Below are 15,583 nucleotides of genomic sequence, written 5' to 3'. Positions count from 1 at the left end.
GAAGACGATGCTTCCAGATCAGAACACAGAGCGGACAGCCCCAGAGGCGCCGATCACCGGCGCCGGCATGAGGCTGGGCGTGCGCAAGGTTTCCGTGCTGATGCCGGGCATCGTGGTCTTTGCCGTTGCCTTTGGAGCGGCGGCGGCGGCGAAGGGGCTCTCCCTGATCGAGACCTTGTCGATGAGCGCCTTCGTCTATGCCGGGGTCGCGCAGCTTGTGTCGCTGGAACTCTGGCGCCCCGAATGGAGCTGGGGCGCCATCGTCGGCGTGGCCGTCGTCACGGCGACGGTCAACGCGCGCATGGTGCTGCAGGGTGCTTCCCTCCAGCCCTGGTTCGCGAAGTACCCCAAGACGCTCAATGCCTTTAACCTCTTCTTCTTCACCGACGCGAACTGGCTGATCGGCACGCGCTACCAGGCCGAGGGCGGGCGCGACCTCGGCGTACTCGTCGGGGCTGGGCTCGCGCTCTGGCTGGTCTGGGTCGTGGCGACGGGCGGCGGCTACATGCTCGGCGCGTTGGTGAGCGATCCGCGCCGTTATGGCATCGATCTCGTGATGCCGATCTTCTTCGCAGCGATGATCGTGCCCCTCTGGCGCGGCCGGCGCGGCATGGTGCCCTGGGTCGTCGCCGGCCTCGTGGCACTGGTCACGGCCAAGCTCGTCGACGGCTATGCCTTCATCATCGTCGGTTCGCTCGCCGGCGCCGTCACGGGAGCGTTCCGCGATGACGCTGCCTGATCCGGGAAGTTGGGGCGCCGTCCTCGCCATCGGCGCGATGGCGATCGCGACCTATCTCTGCCGCATCGCCGGCGTCGCGTTGATGAGCTTCATCCCGCTGACGCCGCATGTCCGGCGCGGGCTGGCCGCACTGCCCGGCTCGATCGTGGTCGCGACCGTGCTGCCTCTGATCGAGCGGCTGGGGGCGGGCGCCGCCGTCGCCCTGCTGGTCGCGATCGGCACCATGATCCTGCGACGCAGCGAGTTGCTGGCGCTGCTGACCGGCATGGCCGCGATCTCCGCCCTGCGCGCGTTCGGCTTCTGATCCATCACTCCCGCCGATTGCTTCCATCACATCACGTCATCCCGATATGCACCGGCACATGTTGACGACGAAGGGCGGTGGGAGGACGGTGCGTCACAGCAAAACCGGCTAAAATGGAGCGCCGTCATGGCATGGTATTCTCAGACGTGGACCTGGTTCGATGGCGCCTGGCATGAGGGCAACCCCGGCCTCGTCGGTCCGCGTAGCCATGTGCTGTGGCAGAGCTCCTCGGTCTTCGACGGCGGTCGCTATTTCGACGGCGTCGCGCCCGACATCGACCTGCACGCCGCCCGCGTGAACCGCTCGGCGCTGGCGCTCGGCCTGAACCCCACGGTCACGCCGGACTTCATCGTCGAGAAGATGTACGAGGGCGCCAAGAAATTCGCTCCCGGCACCGCGCTCTACGTCAAGCCGATGTATTGGGCCGAGGCCGATGGCCCGTCCACCATCATGCCCGATCCGGAGTCGACCCAGTTCGCGCTCTGCCTGTTCGAGGCAGCGATGCCGCAGCCGACCGCCGGCTTCTCGGTGACCAAGGGCATCTATCGCCGCCCCAGCTACGAGACCGCGCCGACCGACTCCAAGGCGGGGTGCCTCTACCCCAACAACGCCCGGGTGCTGAAGGCGGCGAAGGCCGCCGGCTTCGACAACGCGCTGGTGCTCGATATGCTCGGCCATGTCGCGGAGACCGCGACCTCGAACATCTTCCTCGCCAAGGACGGCGTGGTGAAGACCCCCGTGCCGAACGGCACCTTCCTGAACGGCATCACCCGCCAGCGCGTGATCAAGCTGATGCGTGAGAGCGGCGTGCCGGTCGAGGAGTGCAGCCTGCGCTACGAGGATTTCGAGCAGGCCGACGAGATCTTCATGTCGGGCAACTATTCGAAGTGCATGCCGGTGACACGCATCGACAACCGCACGCTCCAGCCCGGCCCGCTCTTCCGCCGCGCCCGCGAGCTCTACATGGACTTCGCCCACAGCAAGGCCAAGGCCGCCTGAGGCGGCGGCTCGCCTCGTGACGGCGCGCCTCGCGACGCGGCTCACCGAGCGGCTCGGCATCGCCCATCCCCTCCTGTCGGCGCCGATGGCGCTGGCCGGCGGCGGGGCGTTGGCAGCTGCGGTGAGCAACGCCGGAGGCCTCGGCCTCATCGGCGGCGGCTATGGCGACGGTGCCTGGATGGAGCAGCAATTCTCCGCAGCCGGCAATACGCAGGTCGGCTGCGGCTTCATCACCTGGTCGATGGCGCGGAAGCCGGAGCTGCTGACGCAGGCGCTGGCTCACAAGCCCGCGGCGCTGATGCTCTCCTTCGGCGACCCACGCCCCTTTGCGATCGAGATCGCGGCGGCGGGTGTGCCGCTGATCTGCCAATGCCAATCGCTCGATCATGTCCGGCAGGCGCTGCAGGCCGGCGCCGCGATCATCGTCGCGCAGGGTGCCGAGGCCGGCGGACATGGCGCCAGCCGCGCGACGCTGCCCTTCGTGCCGGAAGCGGCTGATCTCATCGCCCGCGAAAGCTCCGATACGCTTCTGCTCGCCGCGGGCGGGATCGCGGACGGCCGCGGCCTCGCTGCCGCGCTGATGCTCGGCGCCGATGGCGTGCTGGTCGGTACGCGCTTCTGGGCAAGCCGGGAGGCGGTGGTCCACGAACGCCACCATGCAGCCGCTGTGGCCGCGACCGGTGACGAGACCGTGCGCTCCTCATTGCCCGACATCGCACGCCGGCTCGATTGGCCGAAGCCCTTCGATATCCGCGTCTCGGACAACGCCTTCATCGCCAGATGGGCCGGGCGCGATACAGAGCTGAAGGCCGCCATCGAGACGGAGGCGCCCGTCTATCGCGAGGCCTTCATGGCCGGCGATCCCGACAGGGCGGCTGTCATTTTCGGTGAAGCGGCGGGGCTGATCTCCGACATTCCCGGCGCGGGTGAGATCGTCGAGCGCATGGTGGCGGAGGCCGCGACGCTGTTCGGCCGCGCCAGCCGCTTTCTCGTCTGACCGTCAGCGCAGCAGCTTCAGCAGCCCCGCCGCCTTCAGCCCGCCGCCTGCGATGAGCGCGTAGAGCAGAGCCGCAGCGGTTGAGATCAGCAGCACCGCGACCAGCAGCGGCTCGAAGGACAGGGATGCGGTGAGCTTGATCACGAGCGGCGCCCCCCACCATGCCAGCAGGCCGCAGAGGGCGGCGGCGCCGCAGACGATTGCCGCGAAACCGGGGAGGCGTCGGTCGGGCACTGTCCAGCCGCGCCGGCGCGCCAGCACGAACAGCGCCAGCAGATTGACCCAGGCGCCGGCTGCGGTCGCCAGCGCCAGGCCGGGTGCACCCCAGTCGCGCCAGAGCACGAGCTTGAGCGCGAGATTGCAGGCGATGGCGGCGAGCGCCACCAGCATCGGCGTGGTCGTGTCGCCGCGCGACTGGAAGGCGGAGACTTGCGTGCGGATCATCACGATCGCCGGCAGGCCCAGCGCATAGGCGAAAAGCACGGCGCCGGCGGCGGCGCTCGCATGGGCATCGAACGCGCCGCGCTGGAAGAGCCCCGCGACCATCAGCTCGGGCACTGCGACGAAGGCCGCGACGAAGGGGGCGCTGGCGACGAGCGAGATCGCGATCGCGCGGTTCTGCGCCCGGTTGGCGGCAGCCTCGTCGCCGCGCGCGACCGCGCGGCTCATGGCGGAGAGAGCGACGGTGCCGACCGCGATGGCGATCAGCCCGAGCGGTAGCTGGTAGAGCCGCTCCGCATAGTAGAGCGCCGCATAGCCGCCGCGCGGCAAGAGCGAGGCGATGATCGTGTCGGCGAAGATCGCGATCTGCTGCCCGGCCGAGCCGATCACCGCCGGGCCGAAGGTCTTGAGGAAGCGCCGGACGCCGGCATCCATATGCGGCCGCACGATCGTGCTGGAGACTTTGGCACGCTTGGCCGCGACATAGAGCAGGATCCACTGCGCCACGCCCGAGACGGCGACGCCCCAGGCCGCGGCATAGGCTGCGCTGGGGAACAGGAAGGGCACGGCCAGCGCCGCCATGATGAAGAGGTTGAACAGGATCGGCGCGGCCGCGAAGGCGGCGAAGCGGTCGACCGCATTCAGCGTTGCGCCCAGGAACGTGACCATGGTCACGAACAGCAGATAGGGGAAGGTGATCCGCGTCAGGGCGACGGCGAGATCGAAGACGGCGGGGTCGTTGACGAAGCCCGGCGCCAGCAGCGTCACCAGCCAGGGCATCAGCGGCAGTGCCAGCACCAGCAGCACGATCTGCACGGCGAGGAGAACGGTGAAGAGCCGGTCCGCGAAGAGATTCGCCGCCTCCTGGCCCTGCCGCTCGGCGACATGGGCGTAGGTCGGCACATAGGCCTGGTTGAAGGCGCCCTCGCCGAAGATGGCGCGGAAATGGTTGGGCAGGCGCAGCGCCACCGAGAAGGCGTCCATCATCGCGCCGGCGCCGAGCACCGCCGCGAGCATGACGTCGCGAGCGAAGCCGGTGAGGCGCGAGATCAGCGTATAGCCGCCGACCGACAGGATGTTTCTGAGCATTTGCAACCTCGTCATGCTCGGGCTTGACCCGAGCATCTCGGGACGGCGAGGCGCCTGAGCCTCTTCCTGAACGAGATTCTCGGGTCAAGCCCGAGAATGACGCCCTGCCATGTTCTTCAACGGATCAACGGCGGCAGCGCGTCGCCGCGCGGGTGGTCGACGGTGCGCGCGTCGAAGCCGACGCGTTCGCCGATCAGGTAGAGCGGCCGGCGCTTCACCTCGGCGAAGATGCGCCCGACATATTCGCCGATCATGCCGAGCGAAAGCAGCTGGATACCGGAGAAGAACATGATCGAGACGATCAGCGACGGGAAGCCGGGCAGGTCGGTGCCGAACAGCAGCGTGCGCAAGAGGAAGTAGACGGCGCTCAGAGCTGCGATCACAGCGATGATGGCGCCCGACCAGGTCGCGATCTTGAGCGGGACGGTGGAGAAGGAGGACAGCCCGTCGAAGGCGAAGGAGAACAGCTTGCGATATTTGAACTTGGATTGGCCGTGCTCGCGCTCGGCGACATGGAAGGGCACGCCGATCGAACGGAAGCCGACCCAGGCATAGAGCCCCTTCGAGAAGCGCGCGCGCTCCGGCAGCGCCCGCAGCGCATCGACGGCCTTGCGGTCGAGCAGCCGGAAATCGCCGGCGCCCTCCGGCAAATCGGTTTCGCCGAAATAGGAGAAGATTCGGTAGAAGGCCTTGGCGAAGTTGCGCTTCAGCGGGGTTTCATCTTCGCGGTCGATGCGCTGGCCGTAGATGTTGAGATAGCCCTCGTGCCATTTCTCCAGAAAGGCCGGAATGACTTCCGGCGGATGCTGGAGATCGGCATCCATGATGACCACGGCATCGCCTATCGCATGGTCGAGCCCGGCGGCGATGGCGATCTCCTTGCCGAAGTTGCGGCTGAAGGAGACGGCGCTGATTCGAGGGTCGGCGGCGTTCAGGCCTCGGATCACCGACAACGTGTCGTCCCGGCTGCCGTCGTCGACGAAGACGATTTCCCAGGAGGAAACCTGACCCTCGAGCACGCTGCGCAGCCGGCCGACCAGCAGCAGCAGGTTCTCGGCCTCGTTGTGCACGGGCACGACGATCGAAAGCTCCGGCCAGCGGGCCGCCCGGGGCGCGCGCTGAACCGGCTGGGATGCGGAATCCGACACGAACAACCTTTCCACGCGCCTCCTCGACAAGGTGACGCGCGACGCACAGAACCTTAAAGCTTGCCGGCCGACAAGCCCGGCGCGCTATACCGCGATCCGGCTGAACGAGGGACAACAAACGGCATGGCGAAAGGCTTCATCTTCTGCGCCGATGATTTCGCCATGACCGAGGGCGTCAGCCGGGGGATTCTGGATCTGCTGGCGCGCGGCAGGCTGACCGCCACCGGCGCCATGACCAACCGACCGCACTGGCGGCGGCTGGCGCCGGAGCTCGCCGCTTTCTCCGGCACGGCCGATCTTGGCCTCCATCTGAACCTGACCTGCGCGGCCCCGATTGGCACCATGGCGCGCCTTGCCCCCCACGGTGCCCTGCCGGGGTTGAAGGACGTCGCGCGTGCCGCTGCGGTCTCGGGCGTGGTCAGAGCCGAGATAGCCGACGAGATAGTGCGACAGCTCGACGCTTTCGAGGATGCGATGGGCCGCCCGCCGGACTTCGTCGATGGTCACCAGCATGTGCATGTCTTGCCGGGCGTGCGGCGGGCGCTGCTCGACTTGCTCGCCCGGCGCTATCCCGCCGGCTCGCTCTATGTGCGCGACCCGGCCGATCGGATCGCGGCAATTCGTGCTCGCGGCGTGGCGGTGGGCAAGGCGCTCGTCATCGCCGGGCTTGCGGCGGGTTTCCGTAGCGCGGCGCTCAGGCGCGAGTTGCGCGTCAACTCCGGCTTCGCGGGAGTGGCACCGTTCGACCCGCATCGCGATTTCGGCGCTGATCTCGCCCGCTTCCTGATCGCTCCCGGCAAGCTGCATCTCGTCATGTGCCATCCTGGGTTCATCGATGCCGAACTGGCGGGGCTCGACCCGGTCACCGCGACGCGCCCCATCGAGCATGCGGCCTTGGCCGCCTTCGAGCCGCCGCCCGACATGCCGCTGCGACGCTTCCACCAACTGGCGGGCTGAGGCACGCCGGGCCCGATACGCAAGCGATTTGTTTACCGGGATCGGCGAATGTCGCCGCAGGGGTTGGATTGGCGGGCCGCTTATCAGCTGCTGGCGCCGGATTTCGAGGATGTTCGGGGCGATGACGTGGTTCAGACGCGCCTCGGTTGCGGGCGAGTTGGCGCAGCCGGTCGGGCGGGACCTTGGTTCGCTCAGCCGACAGATCGCCGCCGCCGCCGTGGCGATTGTTGCAGTGACAGTCGTCCTCGTCGTCATGGCGATCGCGCGTTACAATGATGCCCGCACACGTGCCGATCTCGATCAGAAGGTCACGGCGCTCACCCTGATGGTGGTCAATGCGGCGCCGTCGCTCATCCTGTCGCGGGACACCAATACCCTCGGCTACATCCTGACCTCGTTGCAGCGTGATCCCGATTTCGATGCCGGCGTGGTCGGGGATGATCTTTCCGCCCTGGCATCGGCCGGCCGCACCGAGGAGGCGCGTCTCTCGCTGACGCCTCGGTGGTTGACCGGTATCGTCGGCGAGGAGCCCTGGAAGGCCTTGCAGGGCCGCGACGAGATCGCGATCGAGGACGATGTCTTCGTGACCAAGATTCATGCCGTGCGCGTTGGCAGCCAGCGCAAGCTGATCGGCTATGTGGCGTTGCGCTTCGACAAGACTCGGCTCGTGGCGCGTGCCGCCTGGGAGCAGCTCGTCACCATCGGGCTCGGCCTGCTCATCCTGGTCGTGCTCGGGCCGCTGCTCTGGTTCTCGCTGTCGCGGGCGATGCGCCCCCTGCGCAACATGACGAAATCCATCGTCAGCATTTCTGACGGCAAGCTCGACACGCCGATCGATGCGCTGGAGCGACGCGACGAGATCGGTGCGATCGCCCGCGCGCTCGGCGTGCTCAAGGTTCGTCTCGCTGAGCGTGCGACGCTGCAGCAGAACCAGAGCGCGTCGGAGGATGAGCAGCGCGCGCGCCAGCAGGGCGTCGACATGGCGATCACCTCGTTCCGCAGCGAGGTCGGGCTCGCGCTCGAAGCTTTCAAGAACAATGCGGAGCGGATGCGCGAGGCATCGGACGGTCTCGCGCGCGTCGCGGCGGAATCCTCTCAGCGTGCCGCACGGGCTGCCGACAATGCCCACGGCGCTTCCGGCAACGTCGAGAACGCCGCCCAGGCCGCCGAGGAGATGGGCGCGGCCATCCGGGAAGTCGAATTTCAGGTGCGGCGTGTTCGTACCGAGATCGTCGAGGCGGCTTCGGCCTCGCGCGATACGGCGGGCTCCGTGCGTGAACTCGACGAGACGGCGCGTGCGATCGGCGAGGTCGTCAACCTGATCCGTGACATCGCCTCGCAGACCAATCTGCTGGCGCTCAATGCCACCATCGAAGCCGCGCGCGCCGGTGAGGCAGGGCGGGGATTTGCTGTCGTCGCCTCCGAAGTGAAGTCGCTTGCTGCACAGACAGCGGACGCGACCGATCGCATCGTTGCGCAGGTCGCTGCCATCCAGGGCGCCACCGGCCAGGTCGTCGGTGCGATCCAGAACATCGCCGAGCGTATGAATGCGATCGAGAAGTTCGCGAACTCGGTCGCGACCTCGATCGAGCAGCAGGCGATCGCCACCGGCGAGATCGCCAGCGGTGTGGCGATGGCGAGTTCGTCTTCGCTCTCGGTTTCGAGCGATCTCAGCGTGCTGGCCGACAGCGTAGAGGAAACCGGGCGCTCGGCCGAGCAGGTGCGCAGCGCCGCCAGCGAGGTTTCCACTCAGGCACAGCGCCTCGATTCAACGGTCGACCAGTTCCTGCGCAATGTCGCATCCTGAACGGCTGCAGGACCTGCGATAAAAAAAACGGGGCCGCGAGGCCCCGTCTGCATTTGGGCTTGCCGACAGGCTCAGGCCTTGGCGGCGTCGTAGAGCTCCGCAACATACTCCCAGTTCACCAGGCTCTCGAGGAAGGCCTTCAGGTAGTCGGGGCGACGGTTGCGATAGTCGATGTAATAGGAGTGCTCCCAGACGTCGACGCCGAGGATCGGCGTGGCGCCATGGACGAGCGGGCTTTCGCCGTTCGGGGACTTGCTCACGGCGAGCTTGCCGCCCTTGACCTCGAGCCAGGCCCAGCCCGAGCCGAACTGGCCGATGCCGGCCGCGACGAAGTCTTCCTTGAACTTGTCGACCGAACCGAAGGAGTCGACGATCGCCTTCTCGAGCGCGCCCGGGAGCTTGCCGCCGCCATTCGGCATCATCCACTTCCAGAAATGGAGGTGGTTGTAGTGCTGGCCGGCGTTGTTGAAGACGGCCGGGTTCTTGCCGTAGGAGCCCTTGACGATCTCCTCGAGCGACTTGCCCTCGAATTCCGTGCCCTTGATCGCGTTGTTGCCGTTGGTCACGTAAGCGAGGTGGTGCTTGTCGTGATGATACTCGAGCGTCTCCTTCGACATGAAGGGCTGGAGAGCATCATGAGCGTAGGGCAGATCAGGAAGAGTAAAAGACATGAGGCCTCTCCTTGGGCTATGAAAATCGCTTGAATGAGAATGGCTTGCCGTCAATGGACGGGGGCAGGGAGGCCCTGCCATTCCACGCGATAGTTAAGCCTCCCGGCGCCGGCCGACAACCGCTCCCACCGCGAAATGCGCATGTCTTCTCGACAGGCGGCCACAATCACGCCAATTTCCTCCGCCTAAGCGGTCCGGATTGGAAACTCTCCCTTATTCAATACGTTAGATAGTCGCACGCCATTGCTTCACTTCAGCGTCGGCGCGGCTCATGCCAAGGATGCGAAATTGATCGCGATTTTTACCGTTCTGGGCCTCGTTCTCTTCGGCGGCGGTGCCTACGCCGTCTATGACGGCTGGCCCTATCTGGTCCTCGAGCGCGGTTTCACCCAGGTCATCATCGGCTCGATCGCGAGCAGCGCCGGCCTGATCCTTCTGTCGCTTGCCTGGGTGCTGCGCGAGATCGCGGCGCTCAAGCGGTCGCTGGCGGAAGGCGTGCAGATGCGGGCGGACGTGCAGCCGGCGCCGGCTGCCGCCGAGCCGGTTCGTGCGCCATGGGAGGCTGCACGCGAGGAGCGCCTCGCGAAACAGTCTGCGATCGCGCCTGCGGCGGTTGGGGCTGCGGCTGGTGCCGTCGCTGTCGGCGCGGTGGCCGATGCGCTCGTGGCCCCGGCGCGGGAAACGGCGGCGCCTGCTGCCGAGCGCGCGTCGCCCCCGGATCGGGATCTGTTCGGAGCATTGGTGGCAAAGCGTCTCGAAGAGACGGAGCCCCAGCAGGATGGCGAAGGGGACACAACGTCCCGCGAGCCTGCCGAACCGCTGCCCGACATGTTCGAGGAGATGGCGTTCGGGAAACCCGAAGAGCCGAAGGACGCTCCGATCGCGATCGAGACGGAGAGCCACGAGCCGGCGGAAATCGTTGCCGCGAAGATCCAGTCGATGGGGGAGGACGAAGCCCTGGCGCATGCGGTCGAGCCGGCCCCTGCTGCTTCCGAACCTTCGCAGGAGCACGAGAATCCGTTCGCGGCTGGGCAGGATGAAAGCAAGCCTGCCGGACGTGATGCCGATCTCGACGAGTTCAGCGCGCTGCGCGAGAGCCTGGCCGGTCACCTGAACGAACCTGTCCAGGCCGGCACGCGGATCGAGCCCACGCTCGAGCCGGAGACCGATCCCTTCGCCGAGGCGGAAGCCTGGATGGACAAGGCCTCTCCCCGCAAGGAACCATGGTTCGAGAACCCGGAACCGGCGGAGGAAGCCGCTGCCGAGGCCGCTTCGCCGCCATGGCCGCCCCGCACGGAGGCGCTTGAGTTTGCCGCTCCTGCCGAGCCGGTAGCGGAGGAACCCGATATCGAGGCGCAGGCTGAAGCTGCTCTGGACGATGCCGTGCCGGATGAGGACGCACAGGCTGCGCCCGCCACGCACGCTCCGGCCGTCGAGGACAAGGTGGAGGACGATCAGGTACCTTCGCCGGAGCGGGCGGCTTCCGATGAAGGCGTCGTCGGCGCCTATCAGGTCGGCGACGCCCATTTCACCATCTATGCCGACGGCTCGATCCGGGCCCGCACCCCCGATGGCGAGTACAGCTTCGCCTCGATGGACGAGCTCAAGGTCTATCTCGCCAGCGAGAAGAGCCGCTTGGGCGTGTGATCAAGCGTCCCCGGCGTCCGGCCAGCCTTCGCCAACCGTCTGGATTGCGAAGGCATAGGCCAGCGCCGTCTCCTTCAGGGAGTCGAAGCGGCCGGCGGCGCCGCCATGGCCGGCCTCCATGTTGGTGTGAAGCATGATCGGCCCGCCGCCGGTCATCGTGGCGCGCAGCCTCGCCACCCATTTCGCGGGTTCCCAATAGGTCACGCGCGGATCGGTCAACCCGCCCATGGCGAGGATCGGCGGATACGCTTGCGCCGTGACATTGTCGTAGGGCGAATAGCTACGGATCGTCTCGAACGCCTTCGCGTCGCGGATCGGGTCGCCCCATTCGGGCCATTCCGGCGGCGTCAGCGGCAGCGTGTCGTCCAGGATCGTGTTGAGCACGTCGACGAAGGGCACCTCTGCGACGATGCCGGCGAAGAGCTCGGGCGCCATGTTGGCGATCGCGCCCATCAGCATGCCGCCCGCGCTGCCGCCTTCAGCGACGATGCGGCCGCGGCTGGTGAAGCCGGCCTCTGCCAGCGCCTCGGCCGCAGCGATGAAGTCGGTGAAGGTGTTGCGCTTGTTCTCGCGCTTGCCGTCGAGATACCAGCGCCAACCCTTGTCCGTGCCCCCGCGAACATGGGCGATCGCGTAGACGAAGCCGCGATCGACCAGACTGAGCGGCCGTGTCCGGAACGACGCCGACATCGCCGAGCCATACGATCCATAGCCATAGAGCAGGCATGGCGCTGAGCCGTCGAGCGGCGTGTCGACGCGATGCAGGATCGAGATCGGCACGCGCTCGCCGTCCTTCGCCGTCGCGAAGATGCGGCGCACCTTGTAGGCGGCTGGGTCATGGCCCGAAGGGATCTCCTGCCGCTTCAGCAAGGTTCGCTCGCCGGTGGCGAGGTTGTAGTCGTAGGTTTCTGCCGACCGAGCCATCGATGCGTAGATGAACCGCAGCGTATCCGTGTCGAATTCGTAGCCGGGGTCCATGCCGAGACCGTAGGCCTCTTCTTCGAAGGCGATGCTGTTCTCTGCGCCGCCGGCGAGATCGCGGATGATGATGCGGGGCAGTCCGTCTTCGCGTTCCAGCCGGATCAGCCGTCCCTTCAGGCAGACATGGCTGAGGATCAGCCGCCCCGGCTTGTGCGGCACCAGATCACGCCAGTTCTCGAGCGCGGGCTCGGAGAGGGGTGCGCTGACGATTTTGAAGTCTTCGGCGCCGTCGGCATTGGTCAGGATCAGGAAGTCGTCGCCGTGATGCTCCAGCGCGTATTGCCGTCCGGTGAGTCGCGGCGCGATCAGGACAGGCCTGGCATCATCCTCGCCGAGGTCGACCACGCGCGTCTCGGATGTCTCGTGGTCGCTGATGGTGATCAGCAGGAATCGGCTCGATTGCGTCCGGTCGATGTCGACGAACATGCCGGCATCCGCCTCGTCGTGCAGCAATTCATCCGCGCTGTCGGGCGTGCCCAAACGATGGCGCAGCACGCGCGACGGACGATGATCTGCATCGAGCGCGACATAGAAGAACGAGCGTGAATCATTCGCCCATACGATATCGCCGGTTGTATCCTTGATCTGGTCCGGCAGATCCGCGCCGCTCTCTAGGTCACGGACGCGGATCGTATGTAGTTCCGAGCCGGCTTCATCGGCGCTCCAGGCAAGCAGCTTGTGGTCGGGGCTGTGCGCAGTATCGCCAAGGTCAAAGAAGTCCTTCCCTTCGGACAATGCGTCGGCGTCGAGCATGACCTGCTCGCGTGTCGCTTTTCCCGCATCGGCCGGGCCGCGTGGGCGCCGGCAGATCAGCGGATGCTCTGCGCGCTTGCGATAGCGTGAATAATAGAGGAACGGGCCGTCCGGTTGTGGCACGCTGGAGTCGTCCTCCTTGATTCGCCCGCGCATTTCCTTGACGAGGTCGCGTTGTAGGGCGCGTGTCGGCGCCATCAGCTTCTTGCAATAGGCGTTTTCTGCTTCGAGATAGTTGCGGATATCGCCCGGCAATGCATCGGGATTCCGCAGGACGTCTTTCCAATTCGCCGCCCGCAACCAATCATAGTCGTCGCGTAGTACGACGCCATGGGCGACGGTCTCTTTCGTCCTGATCTCGGCGCTTGGCGCCTTCATCTGGCCACCGCGGCGGGACGGCGGTGTGCCGCGAACCTGACGATGCTGATCCGAGCGCATGGGAATTCTCCGATAAGTGCCGCGACAGGTAGAGAGCGGCGCGCGCGCTGGCAAGATACCTCCGGAAACGTGCGATTGATTTTGCGGTGCAATGAAAAGCACTCGCGCTAGGGTTGAATTATAGAGCTTTCCAGAATTTCAATTGTTGGGAATTGTTCTCTTGCATGAATAGACGGCATAGACTAAACGCTTATCTCGATCAGTCCGCGTTGTCCGATTCTGGGCGCGGTAGTGCTTGATCCGCTATCGCAAAGTTTGGTCAGAAATTAGGCAGAGAAAAACGGGCGATCCTCAGAAAACCGCTACCAAGAACGATAAGGAGTGACACCGCCATGACCGAACACGAGGGGTCGGATTTCATCGAACTGACCGCGGATATCGTATCCGCTTATGTTTCGAACAATTCCGTGCCTGCATCCGAGCTGCCTGCTCTGATCAGCGAAGTTCATTCGGCGTTGAATCGCGTCATCGGTGGAGCAGCCCCGGTTGTTCAGGCGGAGGCGCCGAAGCCGGCCATTCCTGTAAAGAAGTCGATCACGGCCGATTACCTGATCTGCCTCGAGGATGGAAAGAAGTTCAAGTCGCTGAAGCGGCATCTGCGCACGCAGTACAACATGTCGCCGGAGCAGTACCGTGAGAAGTGGGGCCTCCCGCCGGACTACCCGATGGTTGCGCCGAACTATGCCGAGGCACGCTCGCAGCTCGCGAAGAAGATGGGCCTGGGTCAGCAGCGCCGGAAGCGCCGCTGAGTCCCGGTCCGACCAGCCGATTTGGCAAAGAGGAAGCCGCCGGTTCCCCGGCGGCTTTTTTCATACCTGTCAGCCCGTGGCAGGAGCCGGGGATAGGCTGTCGCTAAGGCTTGCAAGTCAGAATTTAAGATTATAGTCCTATTTCGGCAATGGATCGCCAGCGGCAGGTGTTGCCTGAAAATAGGAACATAGCATGAACATTTATGTTGAGAGCGAGACTTCCTTGCGCGCCGCGGCAGGGGCGCGGCTGGCTGAGGCTGCGGTTGCCGGAATGGCACGCGTTCCTCTCACCGCTCTGCGCGGTGCCACGCGTGGCCCTCGGCAGGTGGCCCTGGCGCGGCAGATGGCGATGTATCTCGCCCATGTCACTTTCGGTCTCAGCCTGACGCGCGTGGGCACGTGTTTCGGTCGCGACCGGACGACGGTCCGGCATGCTTGTGCCCTGGTTGAGGATCGTCGCGACGACCTGCGTCTCGAATGCGGGCTCAACGCGCTCGAAGCAGCGCTTCTTGCCTTGATGAGCAGGTTGGAGCGCCGCGCAGGGGAGGCGCACTGATGACAGCCGGACAGGATCGCAAAGAACGGCATCGCTTGCTGCGGCACCTCGCACAGCCCGGGTGCTATGCCGTCGCCTCACCGCTGGGATGTGGCCGCATCGCGCTCTATCGGGAGGCGCGAGGCGCCAGCCTGGGCGCGGGCTACGTCTCGGCGGAGACGGTGACCGTGCTGATTGCCGATGGGGAGATCGCATGGAGCGGAACGGGAAAGGCGGCGCGGCTCGTTCTCTACGGGGGAGCAGCGGCTTGCCCGTTGACGGAGGAGGCCCCGTTGGCGACGGCGGGTCCGCCCCAGCCCGTACTCGACGAGCGCGAGAGTCCGCTGCTCTGGCTTTATCGCCGCCCCGGAAAAGACGGAAAGCCGCAAATGAGCGACGAGGAGTTCGCTGCCGGCGAACGTTTCCGGGCCGATATCACGATGGCCCAGATGCTGCCTCGTACGACGATGAACTGGGAGGCGGCTTTCACGCCCGAACAGCGCGGTCCGGGGCCCCGCGACATGGCGGGAGCGTCCGATACCTCGCTCGCCGCCCGCCAGCGCGTCAGGCTGGCCTGCGACAAGCTGGGCCCGGAGCTGTCGGGGCTCGTCATCGATGTCTGCGGCTTTCTGAAGGGGCTCGATCTCGTCGAGAGGGAGCGCCGCTGGCCGGCACGCTCGGCCAAGGTCGTGCTCCGCATCGCGTTGGCTACGCTGGCGACGCATTACGGCCTGCACCACTCTGCGCAGCCGGCCGCTTTCAGAAACTGGCACGCTGGGGACGCACGTCCCACGCTCTTCCCGGCAGCGGCCGGATGAGGCCGCTCAGCCTTCTGCGACAGCGCGGGCGTCGCCTTTGATCCGATCGATCATCGCGCGCACGCCGTTCGAGCGCTGCGGCGTGAGGTGGGCGGCGAGCCCGAGCCGCTCATAGATGGCGAAGGCATCGGTTGCGAGGACCTCGGAAGCTGGCCGCCCCGAGAAGATGGTCAGTGCCAGTGCGACCAGCCCGCGCACGATATGGGCGTCGCTGTCGCCACGGAAATGCAGTCGTGTCTGCGGGCCGGGGCCGCCTTCGCGCCGCGCTTCGAGCCAGACCTGACTCGCGCAGCCGCGCACCTTGTTGGCGTCGTTGTGTGCGGCTTCGGACAGTGGTTCGAGGCTCTTGCCCAGCTCGATCAGGTAGCGATAGCGGTCGTCCCACTCGTCGAGCAGCTCGAAATTGGCGACGATCTCGTCGAGGCTTGCTGTCATGACCTGCCTGGCTGCGATTGTCCCCTTCAGATAGGGCGCGCGACCTCTTCCCGCGAGGGGAGTTCCGCGTCAAGC

General features: G+C 66.2%; 15 protein-coding genes. 10 read left to right on the top strand and 5 right to left on the bottom strand.

Annotated features, from left to right (window positions below):
- Positions 1 to 79: 79 nt before the first annotated feature.
- The 4 genes from AB4Z10_RS02540 (at position 80) to AB4Z10_RS02525 (ending at position 3,039) form a co-directional block, all read left to right on the top strand.
- Entirely contained in the window at positions 80 to 739 is a 660-nt protein-coding gene (locus AB4Z10_RS02540) for an AzlC family ABC transporter permease (protein WP_441468780.1), read from the top strand.
- A complete protein-coding gene (locus tag AB4Z10_RS02535; RefSeq protein WP_441468779.1) occupies positions 726 to 1,043 on the top strand; it encodes an AzlD family protein in 318 nt (105 codons plus the stop codon). Before AB4Z10_RS02540 ends, AB4Z10_RS02535 begins: the two co-directional genes overlap by 14 nt.
- A 126-nt stretch (positions 1,044 to 1,169) precedes the next feature.
- Positions 1,170 to 2,042, top strand: a complete 873-nt coding sequence (locus AB4Z10_RS02530; protein ID WP_441468778.1) for a branched-chain amino acid aminotransferase — start codon at positions 1,170 to 1,172, stop codon at positions 2,040 to 2,042.
- Between the two features lie 16 nt (positions 2,043 to 2,058).
- Positions 2,059 to 3,039 carry an NAD(P)H-dependent flavin oxidoreductase gene (locus AB4Z10_RS02525; RefSeq protein ID WP_441468777.1) on the top strand — a complete coding sequence of 327 codons (981 nt, stop codon included), beginning with the start codon at positions 2,059 to 2,061 and terminating at the stop codon, positions 3,037 to 3,039.
- 3 nt (positions 3,040 to 3,042) lie between these two features.
- Here AB4Z10_RS02525 and murJ read toward each other — a convergent pair whose 3' ends face one another.
- Together murJ and AB4Z10_RS02515 are read right to left on the bottom strand one after the other, a co-directional pair.
- Positions 3,043 to 4,569, bottom strand: coding sequence for a murein biosynthesis integral membrane protein MurJ (gene murJ / locus AB4Z10_RS02520; protein ID WP_441468776.1), 1,527 nt, complete (start codon positions 4,567 to 4,569; stop codon positions 3,043 to 3,045).
- Positions 4,570 to 4,685: 116 nt separating this feature from the next.
- On the bottom strand, positions 4,686 to 5,717 hold the full coding sequence (locus AB4Z10_RS02515) for a glycosyltransferase family 2 protein (RefSeq protein WP_441468775.1): 1,032 nt from the start codon (positions 5,715 to 5,717) through the stop codon (positions 4,686 to 4,688).
- Between the two features lie 123 nt (positions 5,718 to 5,840).
- Between AB4Z10_RS02515 and AB4Z10_RS02510 the strand changes: the two genes are divergently transcribed.
- On the top strand, positions 5,841 to 6,674 hold the full coding sequence (locus AB4Z10_RS02510; RefSeq protein ID WP_441468774.1) for a ChbG/HpnK family deacetylase: 834 nt from the start codon (positions 5,841 to 5,843) through the stop codon (positions 6,672 to 6,674).
- A gap of 121 nt (positions 6,675 to 6,795) precedes the next feature.
- Positions 6,796 to 8,481 carry a methyl-accepting chemotaxis protein gene (locus AB4Z10_RS02505; RefSeq protein ID WP_441468773.1) on the top strand — a complete coding sequence of 562 codons (1,686 nt, stop codon included), beginning with the start codon at positions 6,796 to 6,798 and terminating at the stop codon, positions 8,479 to 8,481.
- Positions 8,482 to 8,552: 71 nt separating this feature from the next.
- On the opposite strand, the gene AB4Z10_RS02500 is transcribed toward AB4Z10_RS02505, so the two are convergent.
- Positions 8,553 to 9,152, bottom strand: a complete 600-nt coding sequence (locus tag AB4Z10_RS02500) for a superoxide dismutase (RefSeq protein WP_441468772.1) — start codon at positions 9,150 to 9,152, stop codon at positions 8,553 to 8,555.
- 288 nt (positions 9,153 to 9,440) lie between these two features.
- Here AB4Z10_RS02500 and AB4Z10_RS02495 point away from each other — a divergent pair, with 288 nt between their 5' ends.
- Positions 9,441 to 10,799, top strand: a complete 1,359-nt coding sequence (locus AB4Z10_RS02495) for a hypothetical protein (RefSeq protein WP_441468771.1) — start codon at positions 9,441 to 9,443, stop codon at positions 10,797 to 10,799.
- Here the strand turns inward: AB4Z10_RS02495 and AB4Z10_RS02490 are convergent, their stop codons facing one another.
- The gene (locus AB4Z10_RS02490) at positions 10,800 to 12,911 is read right to left on the bottom strand and encodes a S9 family peptidase (protein WP_441468972.1); all 2,112 of its coding nucleotides are present in this window, start codon (positions 12,909 to 12,911) and stop codon (positions 10,800 to 10,802) included.
- A gap of 392 nt (positions 12,912 to 13,303) precedes the next feature.
- Between AB4Z10_RS02490 and AB4Z10_RS02485 the strand changes: the two genes are divergently transcribed.
- The 3 genes from AB4Z10_RS02485 (at position 13,304) to AB4Z10_RS02475 (ending at position 15,073) form a co-directional block, all read left to right on the top strand.
- Positions 13,304 to 13,720, top strand: coding sequence for a Ros/MucR family transcriptional regulator (locus tag AB4Z10_RS02485; RefSeq protein WP_441468770.1), 417 nt, complete (start codon positions 13,304 to 13,306; stop codon positions 13,718 to 13,720).
- Positions 13,721 to 13,913: 193 nt separating this feature from the next.
- Entirely contained in the window at positions 13,914 to 14,276 is a 363-nt protein-coding gene (locus AB4Z10_RS02480) for a helix-turn-helix domain-containing protein (RefSeq protein ID WP_441468769.1), read from the top strand.
- Positions 14,276 to 15,073: a DUF6456 domain-containing protein gene (locus AB4Z10_RS02475; RefSeq protein ID WP_441468768.1), complete on the top strand. Its 798-nt coding sequence runs from the start codon at positions 14,276 to 14,278 to the stop codon at positions 15,071 to 15,073. The genes AB4Z10_RS02480 and AB4Z10_RS02475 overlap by 1 nt, the downstream gene beginning before the upstream one ends.
- 6 nt (positions 15,074 to 15,079) lie before the next feature.
- Here the strand turns inward: AB4Z10_RS02475 and AB4Z10_RS02470 are convergent, their stop codons facing one another.
- Positions 15,080 to 15,508, bottom strand: a complete 429-nt coding sequence (locus tag AB4Z10_RS02470) for a SufE family protein (RefSeq protein ID WP_441468767.1) — start codon at positions 15,506 to 15,508, stop codon at positions 15,080 to 15,082.
- Positions 15,509 to 15,583: the final 75 nt, after the last annotated feature.

It is taken from the genome of Allobosea sp. RAF48 (assembly GCF_052114025.1).
GTDB lineage: Bacteria > Pseudomonadota > Alphaproteobacteria > Rhizobiales > Beijerinckiaceae > Allobosea.
The sequence above is the reverse complement of the archived record's forward strand: the minus strand, read 5'-3'. Positions and strand labels throughout refer to the sequence as shown.

Bases quoted from the DNA above. Each gene is read 5' to 3' on its own strand.
- AB4Z10_RS02535 (WP_441468779.1), top strand. From the start codon at position 726: ATGACGCTGCCTGATCCGGGAAGTTGGGGCGCCGTCCTCGCCATCGGC.
- AB4Z10_RS02530 (WP_441468778.1), top strand. From the start codon at position 1,170: ATGGCATGGTATTCTCAGACGTGGACCTGGTTCGATGGCGCCTGGCAT.
- murJ (WP_441468776.1), bottom strand. From the start codon at position 4,569: ATGCTCAGAAACATCCTGTCGGTCGGCGGCTATACGCTGATCTCGCGC.
- AB4Z10_RS02510 (WP_441468774.1), top strand. From the start codon at position 5,841: ATGGCGAAAGGCTTCATCTTCTGCGCCGATGATTTCGCCATGACCGAG.
- AB4Z10_RS02505 (WP_441468773.1), top strand. From the start codon at position 6,796: ATGACGTGGTTCAGACGCGCCTCGGTTGCGGGCGAGTTGGCGCAGCCG.
- AB4Z10_RS02500 (WP_441468772.1), bottom strand. From the start codon at position 9,152: ATGTCTTTTACTCTTCCTGATCTGCCCTACGCTCATGATGCTCTCCAG.
- AB4Z10_RS02490 (WP_441468972.1), bottom strand. From the start codon at position 12,911: ATGAAGGCGCCAAGCGCCGAGATCAGGACGAAAGAGACCGTCGCCCAT.
- AB4Z10_RS02485 (WP_441468770.1), top strand. From the start codon at position 13,304: ATGACCGAACACGAGGGGTCGGATTTCATCGAACTGACCGCGGATATC.
- AB4Z10_RS02480 (WP_441468769.1), top strand. From the start codon at position 13,914: ATGAACATTTATGTTGAGAGCGAGACTTCCTTGCGCGCCGCGGCAGGG.
- AB4Z10_RS02475 (WP_441468768.1), top strand. From the start codon at position 14,276: ATGACAGCCGGACAGGATCGCAAAGAACGGCATCGCTTGCTGCGGCAC.
- AB4Z10_RS02470 (WP_441468767.1), bottom strand. From the start codon at position 15,508: ATGACAGCAAGCCTCGACGAGATCGTCGCCAATTTCGAGCTGCTCGAC.